13 protein-coding genes are annotated in these 21,458 nt (G+C 58.9%); 9 read left to right on the top strand and 4 right to left on the bottom strand.

Translation table 11 applies throughout. From position 1 onward, the window contains the following. Nucleotides 1–94: 94 nt before the first annotated feature. Nucleotides 95–658, bottom strand: coding sequence for a helix-turn-helix domain-containing protein (locus ACI2KB_RS07785; protein ID WP_404633095.1), 564 nt, complete (start codon nt 656–658; stop codon nt 95–97). 222 nt (nt 659–880) lie between these two features. After that, complete coding sequence (rlmM, locus tag ACI2KB_RS07780; protein ID WP_404633093.1) at nt 881–1,948, bottom strand: 23S rRNA (cytidine(2498)-2'-O)-methyltransferase RlmM; 1,068 nt, start codon at nt 1,946–1,948, stop codon at nt 881–883. A 239-nt stretch (nt 1,949–2,187) separates the two neighbouring features. Here rlmM and acnA point away from each other — a divergent pair, with 239 nt between their 5' ends. From acnA to ACI2KB_RS07755, 5 genes are all read left to right on the top strand, one after another. Next, nucleotides 2,188–4,929, top strand: coding sequence for an aconitate hydratase AcnA (gene acnA, locus ACI2KB_RS07775; protein WP_404633091.1), 2,742 nt, complete (start codon nt 2,188–2,190; stop codon nt 4,927–4,929). A 437-nt stretch (nt 4,930–5,366) separates the two neighbouring features. Beyond that, nucleotides 5,367–6,158, top strand: coding sequence for a CPBP family intramembrane glutamic endopeptidase (locus ACI2KB_RS07770; protein WP_404633089.1), 792 nt, complete (start codon nt 5,367–5,369; stop codon nt 6,156–6,158). A gap of 104 nt (nt 6,159–6,262) precedes the next feature. Further along, on the top strand, nt 6,263–7,828 hold the full coding sequence (locus tag ACI2KB_RS07765) for a methyl-accepting chemotaxis protein (protein ID WP_404633087.1): 1,566 nt from the start codon (nt 6,263–6,265) through the stop codon (nt 7,826–7,828). A 275-nt stretch (nt 7,829–8,103) separates the two neighbouring features. Continuing rightward, nucleotides 8,104–8,772, top strand: coding sequence for a hypothetical protein (locus ACI2KB_RS07760; protein ID WP_404633085.1), 669 nt, complete (start codon nt 8,104–8,106; stop codon nt 8,770–8,772). A gap of 415 nt (nt 8,773–9,187) precedes the next feature. Further along, nucleotides 9,188–9,841, top strand: a complete 654-nt coding sequence (locus ACI2KB_RS07755) for a hypothetical protein (RefSeq protein ID WP_404633083.1) — start codon at nt 9,188–9,190, stop codon at nt 9,839–9,841. Between the two features lie 122 nt (nt 9,842–9,963). Here ACI2KB_RS07755 and ACI2KB_RS07750 read toward each other — a convergent pair whose 3' ends face one another. Continuing rightward, on the bottom strand, nt 9,964–11,949 hold the full coding sequence (locus tag ACI2KB_RS07750) for an autotransporter outer membrane beta-barrel domain-containing protein (RefSeq protein ID WP_404633081.1): 1,986 nt from the start codon (nt 11,947–11,949) through the stop codon (nt 9,964–9,966). Nucleotides 11,950–12,585: 636 nt separating this feature from the next. On the opposite strand from ACI2KB_RS07750, the gene ACI2KB_RS07745 reads away from it, so the two are divergent. The 4 genes from ACI2KB_RS07745 (at nt 12,586) to ACI2KB_RS07730 (ending at nt 19,805) form a co-directional block, all read left to right on the top strand. Further along, nucleotides 12,586–14,436 carry a hypothetical protein gene (locus ACI2KB_RS07745; RefSeq protein WP_404633079.1) on the top strand — a complete coding sequence of 617 codons (1,851 nt, stop codon included), beginning with the start codon at nt 12,586–12,588 and terminating at the stop codon, nt 14,434–14,436. Nucleotides 14,437–14,644: 208 nt separating this feature from the next. Next, nucleotides 14,645–16,498: a hypothetical protein gene (locus tag ACI2KB_RS07740; RefSeq protein ID WP_404633077.1), complete on the top strand. Its 1,854-nt coding sequence runs from the start codon at nt 14,645–14,647 to the stop codon at nt 16,496–16,498. A gap of 64 nt (nt 16,499–16,562) precedes the next feature. After that, on the top strand, nt 16,563–19,175 hold the full coding sequence (locus ACI2KB_RS07735; RefSeq protein ID WP_404633075.1) for an Ig-like domain-containing protein: 2,613 nt from the start codon (nt 16,563–16,565) through the stop codon (nt 19,173–19,175). A gap of 114 nt (nt 19,176–19,289) precedes the next feature. Further along, nucleotides 19,290–19,805 (top strand): hypothetical protein, encoded by a 516-nt coding sequence (locus ACI2KB_RS07730; protein ID WP_404633073.1) that lies wholly within the window; start codon nt 19,290–19,292, stop codon nt 19,803–19,805. On the opposite strand, the gene ACI2KB_RS07725 is transcribed toward ACI2KB_RS07730, so the two are convergent. Further along, a complete protein-coding gene (locus ACI2KB_RS07725) occupies nt 19,761–20,450 on the bottom strand; it encodes an alpha/beta family hydrolase (RefSeq protein ID WP_404633071.1) in 690 nt (229 codons plus the stop codon). The genes ACI2KB_RS07730 and ACI2KB_RS07725 overlap by 45 nt on opposite strands. Nucleotides 20,451–21,458: the final 1,008 nt, after the last annotated feature.

Here is a 21,458-nt window from a genome sequence, read left to right as displayed (position 1 = left end):
AATTGACCCACCGCTTTCGCCAGCAAGCCGGCTCCCACAAAAATGCGTTCGACCGCCGGTAATAGGGTAGGCCATGGTGTTACAGGATTGCCCTTCAGGACACCACATTCCTGACAAACCGCAACGCCACCTCGCCGTCATTGCGATAGGCATGAGGCTGGTCGCCCGCGAACATGAAAAACTCCCCCGCCACGACACGCCGGGTCTCATCGGGCAAGGCAACACTTAGACAGCCCTCGATCACGTAGACCTGCTCGCTCCAGCCCTCGGGATCCGCTTCCGAGGTGTAGGTTTCTCCGGGTGCCAGGCTGAACTCCCAGAGTTCAACCCCGTGACGAGCCGTGGCCTTGGCCAGCAAGACCGCCTTGCTCCCCGGCTGCGTGCCCGCCCAGGCCACCTCATTGATGCGGCTGGGATCACGATCGTCTGGCGCCTGAATCAGATCGCTGAACACGACGTCCAGTGCCTCAGCCACGCGATCCAGGGTCGCGAGGCTGACGTTCCGCTCCCCGGCTTCGATGGCCACCAGCATGCGCCGACTGACCCCCGATTTCTCGGCGAGCGCCGTCTGGCTCAGGTCCGCTGCATGGCGCAGACGCCGAACATTGAGGCTGACGTGTTGCAGCACCGATGCGCGGGTAGACGGATCCTTGTGCATGGGTTCGCTCCTGAAAGGGGGGTGAATGATTTTGCTGGTGCTATGGCCAGACGCGACGCTCATCAAACACAACGTGAATCAATGATTTACAGGTCACCGCAAAATCCTGTGGGAGCCGCCTTGGTGGCGAAAAGCGTCGATTCAGTGATATCGATGTTGGTGTGCGCACCGCTTCGCCACCAAGGCGGCTCCCACAACGATTGCTCTCGAACATCAGTTCTCTCAACCCTTGTGTTTCAAATCCAGCCGCCGCAGGTGGCACGTCACTTCTTCGCGGTCGTGGTACAGCTGCTTGCAGCCAATCGACACTTTCACGCCCCGCGCCTTGAACCCTTCTTCAATACGGCCCAGCAAGCGCCGCACTTCGGCGTAACGCTGTTTCATCGGCAGCTTGAGGTTGACCACCGCTTCGCGGCACAGTCCCTCGCCCAGCCAGGTTTCCAGCAACGCGGCGCTACGCGCAGGCTTTTCAACGATGTCGCACACCATCCAGTCCACGGTCTGGCGCGGCTTGTAGGTAAAACCATCGGCCATCAAATGCTGAACCAGGCCGGTGTCCATCAGGCTTTCGGCCATGGGCCCGTTGTCGATGGCGGTCACCAGCATGCCGCGCTTGACCAGTTGATACGTCCAGCCGCCCGGCGCTGCGCCCAGGTCGACGCCGGTCATGTCATCCGACAGTCGCTCTGCCCACTGGTCCCGAGGGATGAAGTGATGCCAGGCCTCCTCCAGTTTCAATGTCGAACGGCTCGGCGCCTCCCGTGGGAATTTCAGACGCGGAATGCCCATCGGCCACATCGCCGAATTGTCCGCATCGGCCAGGCCCAGAAACACCTCACGGCCGCTTCGGAAGGTCAGTAGCAAACGCGGCAGGCTCGGGTTGTCCACCAACTTGCCGGCCTTTTCCAGCGCCTTGCGCAACGGGCCTTCGAACTTGCGGCAGAACGTCGACAGCTCTTTGCCGTCGTTGGTGTCGACCACTTCCAGCCACAGGCTGCCGCAGGTGGCAAAACCGGCCATGTGGTCGAGAATCACGCTGATGCGGTCAGTTTCCGGCAGCGCGACGAACACACCCCGCGCCCACTGCCGAGGGAAAATCAAATCAGTAAAGCGCACGCCATTCATCAGGCGCTCAGCGCCGTCCGGCTCGGTGCAGACAAACTCCGCGCAGGCCGTGTCCGGCTTGGCACGGGCATAGCCGGACACGCCAAGGATCGCGGCGTGCTCGCTGATTTCCGAGCAGACTTCGCCTTCAAAACCGGGGCGGCAATGCATGAAAAGGGTGTTCACGGGGGTGGTCTCCATGGCGTACCAGGCATTTTGCCGACGCGACCTATACTTGAGGATAAATCTCAACGACACGAAAGCCGCGCATGATAGCGGAATCAGGAACCACTGGCGCAGGCCACAGGTCCAGTACTATTCAATGACCGTTTAAAAGCCGCCATTCAGAGGGCTTAAACCGACCGTCTTACCGTTTTGTATGATACGTCCGTCCCTACCGTGCGGACTCGTCAAGGAGTTAGTTCATGCCCTCCCTCGATAGCCTGAAAAGCCTCAAAACACTCGACGTCAGCCACAAGACCTACCATTACTTCAGCCTGCCCGAAGCGGCCAAGACACTGGGCGATCTGGACAAGCTGCCCATGTCCCTGAAAGTGCTGCTGGAAAACCTGCTGCGCTGGGAAGACAACCAGACTGTCACCGCTGAAGACTTTCACTCCCTGGCCGCCTGGCTCAGCGAACGCAAATCCGACCGCGAAATTCAATACCGCCCTGCCCGGGTGCTGATGCAGGACTTCACTGGCGTGCCTGCGGTGGTCGACCTCGCCGCCATGCGCGCTGCCGTGGCCAAGGCCGGTGGCGATCCACAGCGCATCAATCCGCTGTCTCCCGTGGATTTGGTGATCGACCACTCGGTGATGGTGGACAAATTCGGCGATCAGCAGGCCTTCAGCGAAAACGTCGACATCGAAATGGAACGCAACGGCGAGCGCTACGCCTTCCTGCGCTGGGGCCAGAGTGCGTTCGACAATTTCAGCGTGGTGCCGCCGGGCACCGGCATCTGTCACCAGGTCAACCTCGAATACCTGGGCCGCACGGTGTGGACCAAAGAAGAAGACGGCCGTACCTACGCCTTCCCGGACACGCTGGTCGGCACCGACTCCCACACCACCATGATCAATGGTCTTGGTGTATTGGGCTGGGGCGTTGGCGGGATCGAGGCCGAAGCGGCGATGCTCGGCCAGCCCGTGTCGATGCTGATTCCCGAGGTGATCGGCTTCAAGCTCACCGGCAAACTGAAAGAAGGCATCACCGCCACCGACCTGGTGCTGACGGTCACGCAAATGCTGCGCAAGAAAGGCGTGGTGGGTAAATTCGTCGAGTTCTATGGCGATGGCCTGGCCGACCTGCCACTGGCCGACCGCGCCACCATCGCCAACATGGCTCCGGAATACGGCGCGACCTGCGGCTTCTTCCCCGTGGATGATGTGACCCTCGACTACCTGCGCCTGTCGGGGCGCCCGGATGACACCGTGAAACTGGTCGAGGCCTATTCCAAGGCGCAAGGGCTGTGGCGTCTGCCCGGTCAGGAGCCGGTATTCACCGACGCACTGGAGCTGGACATGGGTTCGGTGGTCGCCAGCCTTGCCGGTCCCAAACGCCCACAGGACCGCGTGGCGCTGCCGGACGTATCGCAAGCATTCAGCGACTTTCTCGGCCTGGCGCTCAAACCGAGCAAGCATGAAGAGGGCCGTCTGGAAAGCGAAGGCGGCGGTGGCGTCGCCGTGGGCAACGCCGAGCAGGTCGGCGAGGCCGAGTATGAATACGAAGGCAATCGCTATCGCCTGAAAAATGGCGCGGTGGTGATCGCAGCAATCACCTCATGCACCAACACCTCCAACCCTAGCGTGATGATGGCAGCAGGCCTGCTGGCGAAGAAAGCCGTGGAAAAAGGCCTGCAACGCAAACCGTGGGTGAAGAGCTCGCTGGCCCCCGGCTCCAAAGTCGTCACCGACTACTATAAGGCGGCGGGACTGACCGAATACCTCGACACGCTCGGCTTCGATCTGGTGGGTTACGGCTGCACGACATGCATCGGTAACTCAGGCCCGCTGCGCGACCCCATCGAAAAGGCCATTCAGCAATCGGACCTGACCGTCGCCTCGGTGCTCTCAGGCAACCGCAACTTCGAAGGCCGGGTGCACCCGCTGGTGAAAACCAACTGGCTGGCCTCCCCTCCTCTGGTCGTGGCTTACGCACTGGCGGGAAGCGTGCGCGTCGATCTGAGCCGCGAGCCGCTGGGTGAAGGCAAGGATGGCCAGCCGGTTTACCTGCGTGACATCTGGCCAACGCAGCAGGAAATCGCCGAGGCCGTATTGAAAGTCAGCACCGGCATGTTCCATAAGGAGTACGCCGAAGTCTTTGCCGGAGACGAGCAATGGCAGGCAATTGAAGTGCCGCAGGCTGCCACCTACGTCTGGCAGGAAGATTCGACCTACATTCAGCACCCGCCGTTCTTCGACGATGTGGCAGGCCCGCTGCCGGTGATCGCCGATGTACAGAAGGCGCGTGTACTGGCGATTCTGGGGGATTCGGTGACCACTGACCACATTTCCCCGGCGGGCAACATCAAAGCAGACAGCCCCGCAGGCCGTTACCTGCGAAGCAAAGGCGTGGAGCCGAAGGATTTCAACTCCTATGGCTCACGGCGCGGCAACCACGAAGTCATGATGCGCGGCACCTTCGCCAATATTCGTATTCGTAACGAAATGCTGGGCAATGAAGAAGGCGGCTACACACTGCACGTCCCAAGTGACGAAAAATTGCCGATCTACGATGCGGCCATGCGCTATCAACAGGAAGGCACGCCGCTGGTGATCATCGCCGGGCAGGAATATGGCACAGGTTCCAGCCGTGACTGGGCGGCAAAAGGCACCAACCTACTGGGCGTCAAAGCCGTCATCGCCGAGAGCTTCGAGCGGATTCACCGCTCCAATCTGGTGGGCATGGGTGTGTTGCCGTTGCAGTTCAAGAATGGCCAGAGCCGCAAGACACTGGCGCTGACGGGCAAGGAAGTGCTGAACATCACCGGCCTGACCGGCGCAACCTTGCAACCGGGCATGAACCTGACCTTGCAGATCACCCGGGAAAACGGCCAGCAGGAAAACGTCGAGGTGTTGTGCCGAATCGATACCCTCAATGAAGTGGAATACTTCAAGGCCGGGGGGATTCTGCATTACGTGCTGCGGCAGTTGATTGCTTCGTGAGGTGACGCCAACGCCCCCCCGTGGGAAATACCGTTCCATCACCTGTGCCACCGCATCGCGAATGAATTCGCCCCAACAAGGGACCTGCCCGGCCCAAATGCCGGGGCCTGCACGGTTTCCTGTAGGAGTGCAGCTTGCTCGCGATCGGCTGCGCAGCAGTCGTAAAACCGGTGTGCACAGTCTGTCTGGCATACCGGTTGGTTGAGTTTACTGTCGCCTCGCGGCAGATCGTCAACAGGCTGGACTCCTACGCACTTCGGGCAGAATCTTGGCTCCAGCGCATCGAGAACTTCGCGCCGCCATGCTTCAGAAATTCCCTACACCAGTCTGCGAAATCCCAACGCCATCTTCGGAACACTTTCATCCCGATCCGACATGCGCATCCGTTTAATCGACGTTAAAATCGCCGACTTCTTCCGACATACAGGGACGACATCATGTCGGCGTTACGCTGGGCCACCTTGGCACTGCTCGCATTCGGTTACTGCATCGCACTGTCATACGGGCAATTGAGCCTTCCGGTGGTGATCACCTTCGGCCTGTTGATCATGGCCGGCATCTGCGTCAGCCACTTCCGACACCGAGCGATACACGTTCTGGGTCATGCACTGTTTATCGCCTTGGGGGTCGGGCTCGCCAGCCACTGGTTGCCGGGTTTTTTTAGTGCCCGAGCCATCAGTGCCGTGCGCTTCACCCCTGAAGCAGCACCGTTTTCAATGTACCTGAACCTCGACAAGCCGCTGATCGGCGTCTGGATCGTGCTGGCGTGTCCCTGGGTATTCACCGCCGTGGCGCTGCGCCGATCACTGCTCACCGCCAGCCTGACCCTTCCCTCGACCACGGCGGTGTGCCTTGCTACAGCGGTCACCCTCGGCCTGGTGGGCTGGGCGCCGAAATGGCCTGAGCAAACCGGAATCTGGGCGCTCAACAATCTGCTACTGGTCGCGCTGACCGAAGAACTGCTGTTTCGCGGCTACCTGCAAGGCGGGCTCACACGCCTGCTCCAGCGCGTGCCCCATCACCAGACGCTCGCCCTGTTCATCGCTTCGTTTCTGTTCGGTCTGGCCCATCTCGGCGGGGGGTGGCAGTGGATGGCGTTGGCAGGCCTGGCGGGTATCGGCTATGGCATCGCCTGGCGCTTCGGTGGACTCCCGGCCGCCGTAGCGACCCACTTCGGACTCAATTTCGTGCATTTCAGCCTGTTCACTTACCCGATGTTCGACCGCTGAGCATTGATCTGCGGCAAAGCGTCCCATGATCCAGTTCACAAAATGCTTAATTTTGCGGCCAGCGCGCCGATACCCCCTCAAAGCCTTCCCGGATTGAACAGCTTATGCGTAATAACCAGCCCATCACCCAACGCGAACGGACCTTCCCGGCGCAGCAACGGTTGATCTCGACCACCGATGCGCGCGGCGTGATCACCTACTGCAACGACGCCTTTGTCGAAATCAGTGGTTTCTCCCACGATGAACTCCTCAAGGCGCCCCATAACACCGTGCGCCACCCGGATGTTCCGTCCGCCGTGTTCGAACACATGTGGAGCACGCTCAAGCAGGGCTTGCCGTGGATGGGCATCGTCAAGAACCGTTGCAAGAACGGCGATCATTACTGGGTCAACGCCTACGTCACGCCGATCTTCGACAAACAGCAGGTCGTCGGTTTCGAATCGGTGCGGATCAAACCCACCGCTGAACAGGTCCGTCGCGCCGAAGCGCTGTATCAGCGCCTGAACAGCGGCAAGTCCGCCGTGCCGAACCGCGACAAATGGCTGCCGGTGCTGCAGGACTGGCTACCGTTCATCCTCGTCAGCCAGTTGAGTTTCCTGATCGGCGTGTGGCTGAACTCCTACTGGGGCTTTGCGCTGGCGGCGGCCTTGTCCGTGCCGCTGGGCTTGCTCGGCCTGAGCTGGCAGCAGCGGGGCATCAAACGCCTGCTGCGCCTGGCCGAACAGACCACGTCCGATCCGCTGATCGCCCAAATGTACACCGACAGCCGTGGCGCCCAGGCGCGTCTGGAAATGTCGATTCTCAGCCAGGAAGCGCGCCTGAAAACCTGCCTCACCCGTCTGCAGGACACCGCCGAACATCTGAATGCACAAGCGCAGCAGTCCGACAGCCTGGCACAAGCCAGCTCCAGCGGCCTGGAACGCCAGCGGGTGGAAACCGAGCAGGTCGCCACCGCCATCAACCAGATGGCCTCGACCACACAGGAAGTCGCCAGCCACGTGCAACGCACTGCCGATGCCACGCAACAGGCCAACGAACTGACCCGCCGTGGCCGTGACATCGCCAGCGAAACCCGTGAAGCCATTCAGCGCCTGTCCGCCTCGGTGGGTGAAACCGGCCTGACCGTCACCCAACTGGCCAAGGACAGCGATGAGATTGGCGGCGTGGTGGACGTGATCAAAGGCATCGCCGACCAGACCAACCTGCTGGCCCTCAACGCCGCCATCGAGGCCGCTCGCGCAGGCGAGATGGGCCGTGGTTTTGCCGTCGTGGCCGACGAAGTGCGCCAACTGGCACAGCGCACCACCGAATCCACCGGGCAGATTCACTCGCTCATCGCCAAACTGCAAAGCACCGCCAACAACGCCGTGCAGACCATGGAAACCGGCCGCCGTCAGGCCGAGGAAGGCGTTGAACAAGTCATGGAAGCCGACAAGGCATTGGTGGGCATCAGCGATGCGGTGGCCAACATTACCGACATGACCACACAAATCGCCGCCGCCACCGAAGAGCAAAGCTCGGTCGCCGAGGAGGTCAGCCGCAACATCAGCACCATCGCCCAACTGGCCGACCAGACATCCGACGAAGCCCGCCGCTCTGCCAGCCTCAGCGCCGAACTCACCAACACGGCCCACAGCCAGTACTCGCTGGTGGAACGGTTTAATCGCTGACGCACACTATTCACCCAAAAGCCCCGACCGGAAACTGTCGGGGTTTTTTATTACCGAAAAAAGTAGGACGTTTCTGAAGTTTATTATATTCGGTATTTTTTAGCCGTTTTATGCGGAGTGTCGGATTGACAGGAGAGCGCAATCACTATTAGTTGAGTCTCAGACAGCGATAAATAAATAACACCACGCAGGTGTTTTCGTTGATCTAATCAACTGATCACTCGGACACAGATGCTTTCACCCGATGTGAAGGACTGTGTCTCATGGAGAAATGTATGAATGATATGAATATCAAGCTCCCCGTTCCGTTGGCGCGTCCGGTGGTTCCAGTGGCCTATTCAGACGGACTGTTGAGGGTAACTGATCTGCAATCGCCTATTTCAGTGGAGGTGGAAGTCTGGCCTGCCGCAGAGACCGGATACACTGTCCGTCTGGACCTGGACGGTGTTTCCGTTACTGACGAACGCGTTATTACTGATAATGACAAGCCGGGGGACATCCTGACACTGAACCTGATGAGTGAACATTTGCGCGATGAGGGTACGTACCGCCTGGAATACCGAACCTACAGCCCTAATACCCTCGTAGAAGACTTCTCTCCTCCGATTTCACTCAAGGTCGACCGCACCCCACCCGGCGCCAGCCTCCTCGCTCCGATGATCTTCCCGGACGCCACTTTTGGCAATTACCTCCTGGGCGTGCTTCCAGGCTACGCAGGCATGGAGGCTGGCGACACGATCCAGACCCGCTGCAACGGCGTCCCCGGCCCGCGTCATGTCGTCCAGCCGAACGAACTGACCGTGCAGCCCATCGAGATCATCTTTGATCGCGCGGCGCTGCAAGACCTCGGCACCGACAACGTCTCCATGTCCTACACCGTGACCGACCGTGCCGGCAATGAGTCGATGCAATCTGTGTCACTGGTAATGTCATTGGCATTGTGATCGTCCGACACGCCATTCAATTGAATGTCTGAACCACAGTCTCCCATGCACATGCATGGGAGACTGATCCAAACTTTGTAAATATCGAATTATTTGCTGTTGATTTTCAGCGCTTATTTCCTTTTTTCCTACATTCATTTGGTATCGCTCTTTATTGAAATATTTTTTTCATCGCCAACACGGAACAATCCTCAAGGAAAAACACCCCAAAACACTCGAACGCCATAAATTCTCGAAAACATCAAGTGCAATAGTTCCCTCCTAATCGTCACACATACCTTTGCAAGCGTCATGATTGACAGCCAGGATTTTCAAATCAACCATATGCAACTTGAACGGCCATTCCTACAACTTGGTCTGCCACCGCTCAACTCGCTTTAAACATTACCGCCCCCATTATGACCCAGGAGCTTCCATGGAAGACGAAAAGGACATCCCGCCATCCGCTCATCCGCAGAAAAACAAGTCGGAAAGCCCTCCGGAATCAACGGAAAATAAAGTAATGGATAATAGTCATGAACAGGACGATTCAGACCAGAAGGAATGGTCTGTTCCGCATTATGAGGAATTCCAAGCCGGTCGCACCACGTGCTCGACGCGCGAGCAGATTCCCGCCGAATACTCGCCCGGTCTGAGCAACATTCTGGACATCGCCGCGCATCTGGACGAAGAGCTCAAGGCCGCGAACCCGACGCTGGCTGCGCCCTATCTCGACGGGCATGAATCCGGCGTTCTGACCCAGGAGGAACTCATCGCCGGGGTTTACGTCAACGTGCCCCGCTCTGCCAGGATCTGGACGGGGGATTATTTGAAAATGCGCTGGGGGTCCAATTGTTTCTGCACGGTCCTCACTGTGCCTGAAGAGCGTGACGGGCCGCGCCTGACCCAGTATGTCTGCCTGGACCGTCTGGCCAAGTACGAGACGGGCAAAATCGCGGTGCGCTATGAAGTGGTACGCCGCGCTCGTCTGGTGGGCGTCTCCGAGACCCTGATCATCATGGTGCGCGGCAGTAAAACCCGGCCCAAATGGTCCAACCGCGGGCGAGCCATTCGTCGACGTCGGCTGTAACCGTAAAACGGACACTGTCCGATCGTGATACCGGTTTTCTGATCGGGTGGAATGACAGGCAGTGAAAAGCCCCGGCCAACTTACTTGGCCAGGGCTTTTCAACACAGCGTCAGATCACACGATCAGAACGCCAGACGAACACCCAGGTTCGCACCCCACGGCTGCTCGACGTGCTCGCCTTTCATGTAATCGAAGTCGGCATGCACCTGCAGGCGCTCGGACAGCGACACTGACAGACCCGCCCCGAGTTCTGCCCGGGAGCCGAACACATCACTGTCAAAACGCTGGCCGTTGACACTGACATCGTTGCCACGGGAAAACTCATGGGCCGCCGCCACACGCACATAGGGCTGAACCACGCCACCGTCCTTGAGCGCGAACTGCCGCCCCAGGGTCGCGCCGACCTTGCCCAGCACCGACTGCGTCTGGTTGCTCTTCGCCTTCAGGCCGTTGTCCAGCGTGTAGCTGTTGCCATCGACCCACACACTCGACACCTGCGCGAACGGCTCCACGAAATAGTCATCCGGCAGCTTGATATGCTTGCCGAATTCCACCGACCCGCCGACGGCCTTGTTGCTGTAGTCGCCCTTGGCCTTGGCGCCATCACTCATCGCCACCTTCGACTGATTGTGAAACTGGTTCACTTTCAACACGCCATCCAGGTAATACCCGTCGTCCGACAGCCAGGTGCCATAGGCGCCCAGATAGTAGCTGTCCACCTCACCCGAGGAGCCGCGCCCCATGTCCAGATCAGACGTGCTGTAACCGCCCATCACCCCCACCAGCAGATGCCCGTCACTGACCGGCACCGGCGCATCGGCACCGAACGACAACCCGCGCTGCTTCTGCTGATAACTCACCCCCGAGTCCAGCGAGGCGTTGAAGCGGCTGCCATAACTGCGCATCCAGCCACCGCCCTCCTCACGCCCCCGGACCTCGCCCATGCGACTGCGCAAGGTGGTCAACTCACTGTTCCAGATCGTCGGCCCCACATTGAACAGCGCAAGCGCACTCTGGGTGGAGGGGCTGATGGTCTTACCAGCGCCGACGATGAACCAGTCGGTGCCTTGTTGTTCCAGCGCGTAGGAATAGGCGCCGAGGTCGACGCGGTTGTTGTACCCCGCGAGTTCGAACACTGCGTTGCCGCCTTCGGTGTGAATCAGACGAAGCGCATCGAACTCTGCCGGAACCACCTCGACACCGGTATTAGCCACGTTCACATGGTGAAAGCCCGAAGCCTGGCCCGTGACGTTCAGCAGGTCACCGGTAGCGTTGTCCAGATTGATGCGCATGTCGAACACACCCCGCCCGGACAGCTCGCCCACGGTCAGGGTGTTGAACCCTTCCCCTCGGAAACTCACCCGACCGGCCCCGAGTTGCAAGGTCGGCAGGCTGTTGTCACCCAACATGCGCCAGCGCGCATCGGAATTGATGACCAGGCTCTTGAGGTTCTGCACGTTGCCGGTCAGCCGCGCGTCGTTTTGCAGCACCACGTCGAGGCTGGCGCCCGCATCGGCGAGCAGATTGCCCTTGAGGCGGCTGTCGTCGACGATCAGCTTGAGTTCGCCGGTGTCATGGACCTCGACCAGATTGCCGTTGCCCGCGAGCAACTCGGCGTTGTTTTGCAGGGTGATGGTGGCTTTGGGAGTAAGCTTTTCGCCGTACCTCACCACAATGGCGGGACCGGAGTGGCCTTCAACGAGAGAGTCGTCGATCACGATGTCGCTGGGGCCGGCCAGAGGACCGCCACCCGCCTGGAGTCCTCCGGATATCACCTCCATTCCGATCTGCTCACCTTCAACGACAGAGTTTTTCTCAACACGCACGGTTGCGGAAGCGGCCTGCAAACCAATGCCAGAGCCAGTCGCTCCGACCGAACCAATAACATGGCTTCCACTGAGCACCGCATCGCTAACACGCACCCTCATCCCATAATCCAGCCCTATGACCAGGCTGTCCCGCACTTTGGCGACGCTTTGCACACCACCAGAGTTGGACACATTGATTCCCGGCTTTATAGCGCTCGCGACCGTCGCACCCTGCACCTCCAGTCGCCCTCCTTGGATATCGACCGCTGCCTCCCCTGCCAAACGATCAGCCTCTTGCATGACGGTTCCGCCCAAGACATGAAGACTTCCCCCCTGCATGGTCATTCTCACACTGTTAACCACCGCTTCAGACAGCAGGTTCAAATTCGCGCTAGCGCCCCGCAGCACATAGTCAAATCCGGTCGACTCATCCACAGTCGCTTCACCCTCCACGATGACTGGATTCGGGCCGAGTCGCGCCGATGCCAAGTGCTCCTCTGCGACCCCGTGACCTGCCACCGACAGCCCGCACACTACGCCAACGATTGGCCAATGGATGCCTGTTCCACATTGTTTTCTACCGCGCTTTCTCACACTCAACACCCTCCCGAAAATGAGCGGGCAGGATGGCGATCCGCGATCGATCTATCGGAGGCAAATGGATGCGGGGCAGGCTATCGGGCACTCAAATCCGCGCCATCCATGTCCTACAGACCTTTCTTCGGCCTACAAAACTCATCAGGTGATCCGAAACAAATGTAGGACGTTTCTTAACATTAAAAACCCTATAGAAAACTGCCTACGAACCCTATAAATATGCGTTACCGGTTGCTGACTTCCGTACCTAACGGCATCCGGCACAGGTCACCTCAAGCAGCATCTGAGGACACATGTGCACTGCAAAAACTGAAATTCTCAAACAATAAAGAAACGACCATGACAAAGATCACAACCAACGAAGAAGTACCTTCAAGACAAAAACGCGGTCTGCCCGAAGCGTCCATTCCGCAAGCGGACCCCATAGATGGATTGTTGACTCGTGAAAAACTGGACCATCCTGTTACTTTGCACTTTTCCGCATGGGGAGAAATAGCGCCTGGACACTCGTATCAGTTAACTTGGCATGGCGTACGGGTCGGAGAGGAAACATATATAACCATTGAAAAGCCAGGCACCTCTCTATCCCTGGACATTCCAGCCAAACTCTTAAATGAAGATGGAAACTACCGAATAGGTTATGCCGCCATCAATGGTCTGGGAGGCCAAGTCGCTTTTTCCCACGAAGTACCACTTATCGTAGATCGCACGCCACCCGGTGGAGACCTGCTCGCCCCACTCATTATCAATCCCTCCCAATTACCCCTGACGGAAGACTCGCTATCTTCCGCAAACAATGTCCTGACCGCTCTGCTCCCGGCCTACTTCGACGCCAAATGGGGCGATGTCGTGCGCACCTATTGGGGCGACCAGCCAGGGCCGGAACGCACCCTTTCCGCCGAAGAAGTGGGCAGCAGCGGCATCACGTTTACCTTCGAACGCAGCTTTCTTGAGCAGTTGAAAGACGGCGACATTCCAGTGACGTACACCGTCACCGACCGCGCCGGTAACGTGTCGAAAGTCTCCGAACCGGCGCTGCTGCGGCTGCAACTGCGTAACTATCCGCAAGATCTGCTGGCCCCCATCATCCCGAAGGCGTCGGACGGGATGATCGACCACGACGATGCGCGCCATGGGGTGGAGGTGCAGATTCCCCATTACGGCAATGCGCAAGCCGGTGATGTCATCGTGCTGAGTTGGGGCGGACTGGCCTTGCCCGGTCAGGTGCTGAGCGAAGCGGCCACGCAACAGGACATTTTGCTGACCATTCACGTCTCGTTCGCCACCCTGCTCGCTGCCGGTGACGGTGCCGCGACCATCGTGTACGAGGTGCATCGTGAAGGCGAATCCCGGGCCGTGTCCCCGGCCCGGGTCGTCAATGTGTTCGTCGCCCTGCCCGGCCCACAGGATCCGGCGCCTGCGACCTGGGTCAACGAGCAATTGGCGGCGCCGCAGGTTCGCGGCAAGAGCGAGTTCAGCCAGACGCTGAATCAGCTCAACGAAAACGACTACCTGCTCAACGCCGACGTGATCATTCCATGGCAAAGCGGTTTCAAGGCCTGCGATCACATCCATCTGTATTGGGGGTCATGGCCGACAGCGGTGCTGCGCACCCTCGATCAGAACGATATCGATGCAGCGGCCGATCTGGTGATCTGTGTGCCCAACACGATCATCGCCGCCGAAGGTGTCGGCCGCAGCATTCCCGTGCATTACACGGTGACACGCCATGACAACCCCAATACCTCACACTCCCCAACTCAACGGGTTCAAGTGGTGAGCAAGGCATTATTGCCCGGCGGTGAATGCGGATTACAGGGTGCACTCTTCGTGGATGCCGATACCACCCAGACATTGCGCTCGGCTGTTATTAACGAAGGGACGTCACTCAAGATAAGGCCCTACCGAAACATGCGAGCAGGTGACCGTATTCAGTTGGTATTAAACGGATTCGATGCGCGTGTCGATGGGCACCCCATCGAAACGGCCACATTAAACACTTGGTTAACACTGGATGAGCCACAATTGATCGGCGACATTGTATTTACCATTCCCAAGACACTGTTTATGGATATGTCAGTCGGGCGTGCGGAAGCCAAATACTGTGTCAAGAATGATTATGGCGTTGCCTGGTCATTAGAGTCTGATGTTTATATTGACCTGCGCACCACCCCTTCACCTTGCCGTTAAAAAACGCAAAACGCTATAAATAAATATTGACACCCACACCAAACCACGATTACTTGAATTTTATCTCTTACAGACATGTTCCGTTTTGCACAGAGATTAACGTAATGCAGTAACCCGCTCGGCAACTTCTGTCGTCGGATTTTATTGAAACGAATCGGCAGTCATTTTCAGACAAGGATCCCGGCTGCCTTTTAAATGGAGAATAACCATGTGTAACTCACAACAACCCCCTTTGATTACCCGCCACGCCATTCGGGCATTGCCTCAGCCAAATGTGGCCCTGGCAGACCCTGTCGATGGCTTGCTGACCCTTGAAGATCTGCAACAACCCGTGATCATGGACTTCGTGGTCTGGGCGGAGGCCGTGACCGGCCACTCCTATCAATTGACCTGGAATGGGGAGCGCGTCGGTGAGGAAAAAACCATCACCACTGAACAACCCGGTGATGCCCTGACCCTCGATATTCCCGCCACGCTGCTGGCCAATGACGGTCTGTACAACGCAGGTTACGCGGCAATCAACAAAGTCGGCGGCCAAGTCGCCTTTTCGCCGGAAATCCCGTTGATCGTCGACCGTACCGCCCCCGGTGGCAGCCTGTTGGCGGCCATGGTATTTCCCCGTGAAACCCAGGACGGTGTGCTCAACTCGGATGAGCTGACCGCGCTGGGCGATGTACTCACCACGGAAGTGCCGGGCTACACCGGCATGGCCTGGGGCGACCGCATTCGTACTTACTGGGGTAACGTGGCCGGTCCGGAGCACACGGTCACCGCCTCGGAAGTCAACGATGACAAAGTGATGATCGACTTCACCCGCGCGTTTCTGGAGAGCCTGGGCGATGTCGAGGAACCGACGTTCTATGTGGTCACCGACCGCGCAGGTAACGTGTCGATCAATTCACTGGCCAAAACCTTCAAGCTTTTCCTGCAAGAAATCCCGCACGACTACCCGGCACCGTTGTGCCACCAGGCCGATGACGGCGTCGTGGACGATACTGATGCCCGCGCCACGGTCGCCGTCGACATTCCAAAGTACCCGAATGCTCAGGAAGGCGACCGAATCACCCTGTTTTGGGGCGCCAACCCGCTGCCGGAAACCACTGTGCAACCCGGGGACGATAATCAGGACCCGATGTTCGCGTTCAACGTCCCTTATGCGCACATTGCGCTCTCGGGGGATGGGGACGCCGATCTTCGTTACGAAGTTCGCCGCAACGGGATTTTGGTCGGCACGTCGCAGTCACTGACGGTCAACGTCAACCTGACCTTGCCAGGCCCTCAAGACCCGGATCCGGAGACGCCTGAAAACGAGGCGCTGGATTTGCCGATCATCCGTGGCACCAGCGACAACCCGAACAACGAAGACAACGTCATCGACGAAGACGACTTCCTGCTTGAAGCCAACGCGATCATCGGCTGGAAAGACGAATTCGCGATCAGCGACAAGATCAGCCTGTACTGGGGTTCTCAAGCGACACCTGTGACTTACACCTTGCGCTCTTCCGATGTGGGTCGCGATCTGCCGCTGACCATCCCGAATGCGCTGATGGCAGCAGAAGGTACGGGTGATGCAATCCGCGTGTATTACACCGTCACCCATGCCGGGAACCCGAACACGTCGCGCTCTGCCGCTCAGGCAGTCGTCGTACGCTCTCAAGGCGACTTGCCAGGCGGCCCTGACGGGCTGAAAGGGCCGGTGTTCACCAACGCCAACGAAAACAATGCGATCAGCCCGGTGAACAGCCCTGACGGGACGCCAATTTTCATCGCACCGTATATCAACGCCGACAAATACCCCCGCGTGAGCGTGGTGTTCCATGGCTACAACCGCGCCAACGGAGACACCCCCGTGCCCGGCGCCAGCGTTGAACTCACGCACGTGCTGGATGAGTTCGAGCAGGTACAAGGCTACAACTTCCGGGTTTCCGCCCATCAACTGAGCCTGATTTGCGAAGGGCGCGGCGAGGCCTTTTACCGGGTGCAGGGGCCGGACGGCCTGATGGTCAATTCCCCTGTCACCCAAGTGATCATCACCATGGCCATTCCCGGTCAAGGCTGCTGATCAGCACCACCTGGCGAGCCTGCGGGCTCGCCTTCCAACAAACAGAGAATGGACAACTCACCTTATGAACATTGCAACCCACGCCCTGCTGCCCGCACCTGCCATGCAGAATCTGCACGACCCCAGCGGTATCGGTTACGCCGATACGCTGGATCCCCATGTTGCCTTGTCCGTCAGGGTCGGACCGTACCTTGAAATCGCTGAGGGCGATCTGATCGACCTTCATTGCGACGACGAATTAGCGTTCACCTATACGGTGAAGCGGGAAGACTTGACCCCAGGTACATTCAACTTTGTCGTGCTGCCACTGGACCAAAAGTTCATCAAGACACCGCAAATCACGCTCTGGTATGAAATCACCAAACCGATCGGCGGGCAGAAAAACCAGTCAGCCCCGACCACGGTGCCCGTGAAACTGACCCTGCCTGGTGGCACCGACACCAACCCAGCGACCCCATGGGAAAACGAACGCCTGGCCCTCCCGATCGTCATGCCGGAAGGGGTCATCACCTCACCGGAGGGCGTCACCGTGACGATCGCTGCCTACATGAACATGTTCTTAGGCGACAAGATCACCTTGTCCTGGCATGGCGAACTCATTCGTAGTGAGATCAGCGATCAACAACAGGTTGGCCAGCCGCTGATTATTCCGATCAGCAAAGACATCATCGAGCGGGCAGGTGACTCGGACATGCTGGAAGTCCGCTATGAAGTCCGCGACGTTGTGAACAATTGGTCGCGGTGGTCCCTGCCGACCTACGTCGAAGTGGAAGCAGGAAATTCGACACTGCCAGCGCCGGTTACCCCGCAAGCACCTGGCATGGAACTGGATCTTGATCATCTGGCGGGCGCGGATGTACAGGTGCTGGTCATTGCCCATCCTGACATTCAGCGCGGAGACGAATTGACGCTGTTGATGGAGCGCAGCACCGCCGAAGGCCTCCCACTGGCCCCCTACACATCCAGCAAAACCGTCAGCGATCAAAGCAGCTTTCACGAGTTTCAAGTTCCCAATCTTCAGTTCCAGCCTTTGACTCAAGGTCGGGCGCGACTGAAGTATCGAGTCACTAAACCATCAGGCAATACCCTGAGTTCCAAAAGCCTGCCACTGAAAATCGTTGGCCAGACCATGGAGCTTCCGCTGCCCCGTGTACCGGTTGCCGAACAGAACGACGGTGTGCTCGATCCAACCTCTCGCAACGTTCGCGCCGAGGTACCGCCCTACTATTTCATGTCCGAAGGCAACGATGTGCACCTCTATTGGATGGGCAAAACCGCCAGCGGCGCCAATGTCATGTACGACGAACTTAAATCCGTGGCACGCGGCGATGTGGGGAGCACAATCGACTTCGTCATTCCGGACGATAAGGTCAGTGTGCTGGCTGGAGGCTCGGTGGAGGTGTATTACACGGTCAACACATTTGGACGGGCGTTCTTCACCTCTCTTTCGCTGCTCGTCCCGGTCAGCCACGATCAGATCACGCCCCTCCCCCTCCCCACCCTGAAAGAAGCCCAAAACGGCATCCTCGACCCGGCCAACGCCACGCAAGGCGCCACGGTGGTGATCGATGCCACGGCGCATCTGCGCGAAGGCGAGAAAGTAGTGGTGCGCTGGAATGGACCGAAAGGCGCTGACACGAAGGAACTTGTGGTGAGCGCGAGTCAGGCGGAGCAGTCGGTTTCGCTGGTGTTCGCCAGTGCGCTGGTGTCGGTCAACGATGGACAGACCGTCGAGGTGTCGTACAGAGTCACGCGGCGCAGCGGCGTGGTGCAGGATTCTGACACGGTGACGGTGAAGATTCTGAGTGCGGCGCTGGACCTGCCTGCGCCGACGGTGGATACCGTCGGGCCGGACGGGGTGCTGCGGCCTTCGCTGATCACCGGTCCGGAGGCGATCGCCCGTGCGAGCTATCGCGGTATGGTGCCGACGGATGTGGTAAGAGTGCGCTGGGTGGGTAAGACCACATTCAATGGCCCAGCCCAGACGGTCGGTGACAGCACGCACCTGAAGTTCAGCATTCCAAAATCCTACATCGTGGACGCCGAGGGCGGTACGGCGAAGGTGTCGTATCTGGTCAGTCGCAACGGAGCTGAAACGGAGTCTCATCGTCTGGACCTGACAGTCCGCGAGGAGATGAAACTGGACACCTCGCCCGTAGCCCTGGCGGGCAAGGTGTACCTGATTCCGGGCAAGCCTGATGTGCTTCCGACGTTTCCAAACGGTACGACGGTCAAGCGCACCCCGAGCGGGGGCCGCCCGCCCTATACCTACACCAGCAGCAACCCGGCGGTGGCGGTGGTGGATAAGGACGGGTTGACGTCTGTTCGCGGCAACGGCTCGACCACCATCACGGTCACCGATGCGTCGGGCGAGAACAAGGGCTACACCGTGGCAGTCAGCGGGGTCATCCATTGCGTGGGCGTGGGCTCTGGCAACCTGGCACAGGTTTCGGCAGCCGCAGCACAAGCCAACAGCCGCGTACCGACCATTCACGAGTTGATCGAAATCTACAACACCTACGGCAATCGCTGGCCAATGGGCAATGGCAATTACTGGTCATCCACTGTGGCCAAGAACGTGTTTGGCGCCAAGTGGTATTACGTGAAGAACCTCAACACCGGCAAAGACTTCATGTTGCTGCACCACAACGCCAGCCTGGGCGTCGCGATTCGTTGAAACAAGCCTCTCTGTCTGTCAGCACCTGACTGATACACCTGTCGAAGACGCTGCACACCGCTACCGTCTTCGACCGGCGTGGACCCGTCTGAACCTTGATAAAGAAGAAAAACGATGGAAAAGCCAACCTCCCCCTCGCCCTTGACCCTGTGCCACTCTGCCTTGCCGGATCGTTTTCAGGCGCTGGTCAACGGCAAACCCTTCCTGCCCCAGACAGTGGACGCGCTGTCGTGTTTGCAAACGGAGCTTGAAGGGGCGCGTAACCGCAAGATCTGGAAAATTCATGCCGTGGGTAAAGTCGCCTACCGGCGTACGGTGTTCGGTCTGTTTCTCGACCCGTCGCTGGAACCGGGGACTTACGACCTGGTGCGGGATGATCGCCTGACGGTGATCTATCACCTCACGCCCAAGCAGTCCGCGCAGGTCTATCACTCGCAAGACTTCCAGGAAGGTTCGCTGACCCTGCTTGAATGCAACGGCGCAAAAGGCCGATTGCGGGGTTCGTTCGAGTTCGCGATTCCGGCTGTGGGGTTCGCAGTGTCGTGTGGCGAATTCGACGTCCTGTGTCGCCCTGAAAAACCGGCTTCAACTTGCCAGAAATCGGGTGATACGCTCGGCCGACTCTTGTAGACAGGCAGCGTAGCTCAGGCCCGCCGACTTCAATGGCTTGAGGTCATGGTTGGCGGTGGGCAACCAGTGAATGTCGATTGGCGAGGACAGCGTGTAACCCTCGACCGCCTCGCGATTGCCCAGTGCATCGCGCTCGCCCTGAATGATCAACGTGGGGGTTCGAAGATCGGTCAGGTGGACAACGCGAGGCTTTTCCGGTTTGCCCACGGCGTAGAACGGGTAACCCAGGCAGATCAGCCCATCGACGCTCAACTCGTCGGCGATCAGGCTGGCCATGCGCCCCCCCATGGACTTGCCGCCGATGGCCAGACGGCCCTCGATGATGGGTCGCACCGCTGCGTAGACGTCGCGCCAGCATTCGAGCAGTTGTGGCTGAGGGTTTGGAGGGCGTTTGCCTCCGCCCGTACGGCGCTGAGCCATGTACGGGAATTCAAACCGCAGCACACCCACGCCCATTGCGGCGATGCGTTGGGCGATGTCGTTCATGAACTCGCTGTCCATGGGTGCTCCAGCGCCGTGGGCAAGAATCAATGTACTGGGCCAAGCCTGCCCGACAGACGCCGGGGCGTTCCATAACCAGCCGTGGGTGCGTGCCAGTTGTGCAATGGAATCAGCGTCAATGCTCTGGGTTTTGTCGTTGCCCATGGGTGCCTCGTTCTGGACTGAATGGCCGCCATTATGCCGGGGTCGGTTTTTTTGTGGGAACTGACAAAGGGTGTGTCAGTTGGCACGTTGCCGTCTGCAGTATCCCCTTCGCCAGCAAGCCGGCTCCCACAGAATCGGCGCCGGTCCTGAGTTCATGGCCCGAGACAGATCAGTGTGGGAGCCGGCTTGCTGGCGAAAGCGGTGGATCAGTGATGAATGGGTGACTGGTGGGCAGCCGGTCCCGGCAGCGCTGCGACGACCGAACATGAAGACACTCCGTCGAGACAGCCCCGGTTCAGCTTGGGCTATCTACCCTGCCATAACACTTCGGCCATCAAACACCAACGCCATGAGCGCCCCAACCCGCACACAACCGGGCGGTTTCATCGTTGGTCTGCTTTTTTGTCCGGTGCGGGTCGATCAACCGCGACGATCACCTGCCATATCTGCCAGCTCGGGCCAACTATTTGGGCAGTTAAAAAGTGCAATTGTCGACGGATTTTGTATACAACCTCGATGTGAAAATGCTCTGCCGACGAGCAAGGAATGCGGGCAGAGAAACGTTTCAGTGGCCATCGAAGGTGGGTGAACGCCGCGTCCTGCAACGGGACGCGGCAGCCGCACACATGACGTGACGAAGTGTCGCAGATCTCTGAATTACGGCTTCCATCCAAGATGAAACGCGTCTAAGCTAAGCCACACAGTGGTCCGGCAATAGCTGGCCACAGGCTCAGTGACAGGATTGTGCACGACCCCGTCAGCCCTCTTGCAGACCGACAGCGCAGCCCTGTCGTCACCCGCAGGGTTGTATCCAATTTCTCGAACTCACGCGCGCTGCCTCACCGACCTGTTCCCCCGTACCTTTCGGCCCACTTGGGCAGACGGCCTCGGCGCGCCTTCGCGCAGGCTTCTGCCGGAATTCGCAGCACTCGACCGTTGACCCCGATCCACGCTCAGGCGCGCCAAAAGGTCTACGCTTTATTCGATGTTGCGGCCGTTACCACTCTA

It is taken from the genome of Pseudomonas sp. NPDC088444, from assembly GCF_044900175.1.
Lineage (GTDB): Bacteria > Pseudomonadota > Gammaproteobacteria > Pseudomonadales > Pseudomonadaceae > Aquipseudomonas.
This window is presented reverse-complemented; position numbering and strand designations above follow the sequence as displayed.